This is a genomic window from Bacillus multifaciens, assembly GCF_030756675.1.
In the GTDB taxonomy this organism is placed as follows: domain Bacteria; phylum Bacillota; class Bacilli; order Bacillales; family Bacillaceae_G; genus Bacillus_A; species Bacillus_A multifaciens.
In genome coordinates this window covers 1-6,178 of record NZ_JAVBXD010000079.1, presented here as the reverse complement: position 1 = coordinate 6,178, position 6,178 = coordinate 1, and the positions used below count along the sequence as shown (strand labels likewise).

The 6,178-nt window shown below is 37.5% G+C and carries 5 protein-coding genes and 1 other annotated feature; of the genes, 3 read left to right on the top strand and 2 right to left on the bottom strand.

The annotated features are described in order from the left end of the window. Positions 1-305 precede the first annotated feature (305 nt). The gene (locus Q9306_RS24295; protein ID WP_306203170.1) at positions 306-1,592 is read right to left on the bottom strand and encodes an MFS transporter; all 1,287 of its coding nucleotides are present in this window, start codon (positions 1,590-1,592) and stop codon (positions 306-308) included. 96 nt (positions 1,593-1,688) lie between these two features. Then, positions 1,689-3,002 (bottom strand): alkaline phosphatase family protein, encoded by a 1,314-nt coding sequence (locus tag Q9306_RS24290; RefSeq protein WP_306203168.1) that lies wholly within the window; start codon positions 3,000-3,002, stop codon positions 1,689-1,691. Between the two features lie 141 nt (positions 3,003-3,143). Here Q9306_RS24290 and Q9306_RS24285 point away from each other — a divergent pair, with 141 nt between their 5' ends. From Q9306_RS24285 to Q9306_RS24275, 3 genes are all read left to right on the top strand, one after another. Continuing rightward, a complete protein-coding gene (locus Q9306_RS24285) occupies positions 3,144-3,419 on the top strand; it encodes a YesK-like family protein (RefSeq protein ID WP_306203166.1) in 276 nt (91 codons plus the stop codon). A 104-nt stretch (positions 3,420-3,523) separates the two neighbouring features. Then, positions 3,524-3,727: a binding site (T-box leader), on the top strand. A 44-nt stretch (positions 3,728-3,771) separates the two neighbouring features. Next, entirely contained in the window at positions 3,772-5,199 is a 1,428-nt protein-coding gene (gene proS / locus Q9306_RS24280) for a proline--tRNA ligase (RefSeq protein ID WP_306203164.1), read from the top strand. 296 nt (positions 5,200-5,495) lie between these two features. Beyond that, on the top strand, positions 5,496-6,178 hold a 683-nt coding region (locus Q9306_RS24275), incomplete at its 3' end, for an SH3 domain-containing protein (protein ID WP_306203162.1).

Here is a 6,178-nt window from a genome sequence, read left to right as displayed (position 1 = left end):
CTTCCGTTTTTCCTTATTATACCATTAGGGGGAGTAATACATTGTGTGATTTTTGTTGTATATTATATTCATAGAGAGTTAACATAACGTAACATTATCAGTAGTAACCAAATCTCAGAAAGTCATTCATACCAAGAGTTTTATAGCTTTTCGTTCCTTTCTCTGTATACGAGATTCCATACATTCCTGTCACAACAGCATTTGGAAATTCAAACCGTTCTCGTAGCCTGTATGAAATCTTGCATATTCTTAGCGTATAAAATCCGCGTTTTGCCGTCAGTACCCCTATATGGGAGAGCGGTTAATTATAATGTTTCTGGTTTTTGAGAAGGTTCTGTTACAGAAGTCGAAGACCCCTCTGGTACACGTGTTAATAGAAATCCTCCTATTATAAATAGTACGATAATACTTAACACACCAGCGTTTGTTTTACCAGTTAACTGCGTTGTGACACCAACGAGAACCGGGCCCATAATGGCTGCGAATTTACCAAATATGTTATAAAATCCAAAGAATTCGTTTGCGGATTCTTTCGGAATAAGCTTTGCAAAATAGGATCGGCTTAACGCCTGAATACCACCTTGTGAAGTAGCAACAAGCATCGCTAAAATCCAGAAATCTAACGTCGTTTTTAGGAAATAAGCGTACGTACAAATAATAATATACATAATAATTCCAACATATAGCATCTTCTTTCCGGTAAACGTTTCAGATAACTTGCCATATAACAAGGCAAACGGACCGGCGACGATCTGCGTGACGAATAAAATAATTATTAAACTTGTTGCGCTAATTCCAAGGTCTGTTCCGTATGCTGTTGACATTGTAATGATTGTGTCGACTCCATCAATATAAAAGAAATAGGCAAGGAGGAAGAAAAATACTGTTCTGTATTGACGGATATTTTTAAATGTATGAATAAGACGCTTAAAGCTTGTCACAACAGGATTTGGATCACGTTCGATAAAATAGCGTTGTTCCACATTTTTTAACATAGGAATTGTAAAGAGTCCCCACCAAAGCGCTGTAATTGCGAATGAAATCTGGCTTGTCACACCGACTGATAATGGGATGATATTTTTTTGTGAAAGAATAATAAGAGCCATGCAGCCGATAAATGGAATCGTGCTCCCAATATAGCCAAGGGCAAAGCCGCGTGTTGAAATACGGTTCATCCGTTCCTCTGTCGTCACGTCTATTAAAAACGCATCGTAAAAAATATTGGCTCCTGCAAATCCAATTAAAGCGAGCATATAACAGCAAAGTAAGAGAATCCACTGCGAAGTTGGTACGACTGCCAACATACTTGTAAAAATAATGCCTAATAGGAAAAAGAATGTGAAGAAACGTTTCTTAAATCCTTTATAATCAGCAATTGTTCCAAGAATTGGAGCGAGTATAGACACCATAAGTGTTGCAAGGGAATTGGCATATCCCCAATATGCAGTTGATGTTGTGCCTGCAAGTCCAGCTTCTTTAGCAGCTGCTTTAAAGTAGATTGGGAATATAGCAGTTGTAATAACGAGTGAATATACTGAGTTTGCCCAGTCATATAATATCCAGCTTTTTTCTTGCCTGGACATTTTTTTCATATACGTTCCTCCTTTAACTAATGTAATGTTATTGTACAGAAATGCGTACGTAAAAAAGAGAAACTGACTGAATATTTACATAATATTTACGAAACTTTACAATTCTAATAAATCCTCTATAACCTTTCCGTCTGTTTCTCCAAGATGTAACCCAAGCAATCTTGCAATTGTAGGACCTTCATCAATTAGTCGCATGTGCGGAATAATCGCACCTTGGCGAATTCCTTTACCGGCTGCCATAAAAATCGTTTCGTAATTTGGTTTTGACGGGGAATAGCCATGGGTACCAAACGTATACTTTTTATTAGAGGTCACATCTTTTCTTGTAATCTCTCTTATAAGGTCTCCGGTATGATTTTCTAAAAAGTAATAGCCTTCTCGTGCTTCCAGCATAAAGAGGCAATTTCCGTCGGCACCTAAATCTTTTGCTTCCTCATCGGTTAATAGAAATTCTATGCCGCTTTGTTCATCTTGTATGAGATCTTGTAGTAAACGGTGTAAACTTCCAATTGTTTCTGTATCATTTTTATCTTTTACGTATATATATGCTGAGCCGTCACAGCTTTGACAATAAGCTTTCCAATTTGTTACCTCCCCTTTTTGATTCACAGTAAGGAGCCCTTTTTCACGCAATAAGACATTTAATTGGATCGCCTTATTTTCATCTAATGCGCTATGATCTCCAAGCGCAATAATCGTCGCGCTTTCATACATATCGCTTTCGCGGAGTGCATTAACAATTGCACCGAGTCGCTCGTCATGGCGATGAATCGCTGCGACTGTTTCCTCAGAAGAAAACCCGTGATAATGGCGCTGCGAGTCTAAGTCAGTGAAATGAACAAACATAAGATTTGGTTTTTTCGTTTGAATCGTGTGCACTGCAGAAGCAAGCACAAAATCGTCTAGTTCCGGTTGTGACAAACCATTCCGAATGTGACCAAAACGCTGATTTAACTCCAGTTGATACAATGGACTTCCGCTGAATAAGGAGACGAGTATTTGATTTTGCCATGGGCGATTTGGAAAAATTTCTGGCATGTTGTAGTCAATTTTTGCTCTTCCTGTTACAGGCCATAGAAGTGCAGCTGTTTTTAAGTTTGCTTTTCGTGCTTCATCATAAAGGGTTGTTCCTTGAATCGAGCGGCGGTACCAGTGCCAGTCCGGTGATTCCTTCCCAGGTTGCAGTAGTGTATTGTTAACAACCCCATGCTTCGCGGGATAATTTCCTGTCACAATTGTTGTATGACTCGGATATGTAACAGATGGATAAATACCTTCAACTTTTTCAGCGTATGCACCACGTTTTAGTAAAGAACGGAAGTGCGGAAGGTTTTGTAATATAGGAAAATCTAAAGCTGATAAACAATCAAAAGATAAAATAATAACATGTTTTGTTGCAGGGTTGTTCATAGAATAATACCTCCAAAAGTTCTACAACCTATTTATATATATTACTATTAATACTTGGTTATAAAAACTACTGCTAAAAAGAAAGTTTTTTTAGAATTTTGAGACTTATAAACGTATAATACAATTAAAGGAGTGAAAAGAATGGAATTTTTTCTAATGAGTAGCATAATCACAATGGTTCTTGTTTTTTTGATTTCGTTCATATTACGCAAAAGCTTCCCCAATCGTTCGTTTGATATTACGTTCGGACTTATTATGATTATTATTTGCTTGGTTAGTTTTTTCTTTACGTTATTTTTTCTTGATGGATGGGAAGGTATGGGATATGGTTTCCTCTGTTTTTTTGTATTAATTGGAACAATTATTGGGATGCTACTTCATCAAATCGTGAAATTTTTCCGAAAGAAATATATGTAATACGAGTATAAAACAAAATAAACTGAAAAGAATATATAAAAATCAAAAAATTCCCTATTGCGTTATAATGTGGGGTGTATTATGATAATCAACAAATTTATATTGTTATGACGATGAAAGAGGACTAGTACATATTCAATCTTTTTGCAGAGAGAGAATCCAGTGGCTGAGAGATTCTTAAAAGACAATATGGAACCTACCTTTGAGTTCTGCATATGCAGCGGGAATTCCCGTTATCAAACAAGAGAGCATATACATGTTGTATATGAATCAGGGTGGTAACACCGGCAAAAAGCTCGGTCCCTATTTTAGGGATGCGGGCTTTTTTTATTTTGAGAAGGAGGGAAAGAAAATGAAAAAAGAACAAGTACAAGCCATTACACAAATGGAAGAAGATTTCGCGCAGTGGTATACGGATATCGTAAAAAAAGCGGAACTTGTTGACTATTCAAGTGTAAAAGGATGTATGATTTTGCGTCCATATGGGTACGCCCTTTGGGAAAACATTCAAAAGGTAATGGATGAAAAGTTAAAAGAGACAGGTCATGAAAATGTATATATGCCAATGTTTATTCCAGAAAGTTTACTTCAAAAAGAGAAAGACCATGTAGAAGGTTTTGCGCCAGAAGTAGCGTGGGTAACGCACGGCGGGGATGAAGAATTAGCGGAGCGTCTTTGTATTCGTCCAACATCAGAAACGTTATTCTGTGAGCATTTCTCGAAAATTGTACAATCGTACAATGATTTACCAAAGCTATATAATCAATGGTGCTCTGTTGTCCGTTGGGAAAAAACAACACGTCCATTCTTACGCACAACTGAATTTTTATGGCAAGAAGGTCATACAATTCATGAAACAGCAGAAGAGTCACAGCAAGAAACGCTTAATATTTTAAATATATATGCTTCGTTTTGTGAGGAGTATTTAGCGATTCCGGTTATTAAAGGGCAGAAGACGGACAAAGAAAAATTTGCAGGGGCGAAAGCGACTTACACAATTGAAAGTTTAATGCATGATGGCAAAGCACTACAAACGGGTACGTCGCATAATTTTGGTACGAACTTCACAGAAGCATTTGATATTAAGTTTCTAGATCGAAATGGGAAGTGGCAATATGCACACCAAACATCTTGGGGCGTATCAACGAGAATGATCGGTGGTCTTATTATGGTGCATAGTGATAATAATGGTCTTGTATTACCACCACAGATTGCGCCAACACAAGTGATGATTGTCCCAATTGCCCAGCATAAAGAAGGTGTGTTAGAAAAAGCAGCTGAGCTTCAAGCTCGTATTCAAAAAGTTGCGCGCGTGAAAATGGATGCAAGCAACAAAACACCAGGCTGGAAGTTTAATGAATATGAGATGAAGGGTATACCAGTTCGTTTAGAAGTAGGGCCGAAAGATATTGAAAAAAATCAAGTTGTCCTTGTACGCCGTGACACGAAAGAAAAAGAATTTGTATCTATAAACGAATTAGAAGAACGGATTGCAACATTACTTGAAGATATTCATCAGTCTTTATTTGAAAAAGCAAAAGCGCTGCGTGAAGAAAAAACATATACAGCTGTTACTTTTGAAGAGATGAAGCAAGCAGCAGAAAAGCAAGGATTCATTAAAGCGATGTGGTGTGGAAGTCTTGATTGTGAGGAAAGGTTAAAAGAAGAAGCAGGCGTTACATCACGTTGTATGCCATTTGAACAAGAGGAATTAGCTAAGCATTGTGTGTGCTGTGAGAAAGAAGCAAAACATATGGTGTATTGGGGTAAGGCATACTAAATAATGAGAAGGAGCTGACTAATGTCAGCTTCTTTTTCTACATTTAGAGTGTCGAACATCGTCGAAGTGTCTTTATATTGTGTCGAAGCGCCGATATTTTCTAAAAAGTGGTCGATATATTGGAAAAGTCGCCGATATATTGAGAAAAGCGCTGATATATCAGTGGACATATAATTTCATGGATTTTTAACAATTTTCAAACATAAGGCGCGCTGATAGTTATGTTATAATATGAGATAAGAAATAAGGAAAGGAAGTGACTTGAGAATATAAACATCCTTATATTCTGATTAAACATGAAACAAACAACAAAACAAATTATTGCAGGTACGTTTTTAGCGACGGCGGCATCTCTTATTTCTACAAATGCTTTTGCACAAGAAGAAAGCACAGCTACAGTAAACGCGACAAATTTAAATATACGCCAACAACCAACAACACAAAGTCCAATTGTGGGACAAGTAAAGCAAGGAGCAACTGTAAAGGTATTAGAAGTACAAAAAGATTGGGCAAAAATCTCTTACAATGGTAAAGAGGGTTATGTGTCACTGCAGTTTTTAAAGATAGCAGGAACAAAGCCTGTAACGGAATCGAAGCAACAACTAAGTATTAATAATGGACAACGTGAAACAGGCGTTGTAACAGCAACACGTTTAAATGTTCGTAATAGCCCTGGTGTAGGTAGTACTCTTCTTGGGAGTGTTCAAAAAGGAGAGACTGTTACCGTTATAGGAAAAGCAAATGGCTGGGCCAAAATCGAATATAAAGGAAAAGAAGGCTATGTTTCACTAGAGTTTATAAAAATAGGAGAAAAAGCAGGCCAACCAGTAGCGCAGCAACCGGCACCGCCGCAGCAACCAACAATTAATAATGGCGCACAAGAGGCAGGAACAATCACAGCAACAAGTCTGCGAGTAAGAAGCGCCGCAAATACAAGTAGTAGCATTCTCGGAAACTTAAAACAAGGCGAAAAGATAAC

Coding starts and splice junctions, on each gene's coding strand:
- proS (WP_306203164.1), top strand. CDS start 3,772: ATGAAAAAAGAACAAGTACAAGCCATTACACAAATGGAAGAAGATTTC.
- Q9306_RS24285 (WP_306203166.1), top strand. CDS start 3,144: ATGGAATTTTTTCTAATGAGTAGCATAATCACAATGGTTCTTGTTTTT.
- Q9306_RS24290 (WP_306203168.1), bottom strand. CDS start 3,002: ATGAACAACCCTGCAACAAAACATGTTATTATTTTATCTTTTGATTGT.
- Q9306_RS24295 (WP_306203170.1), bottom strand. CDS start 1,592: ATGAAAAAAATGTCCAGGCAAGAAAAAAGCTGGATATTATATGACTGG.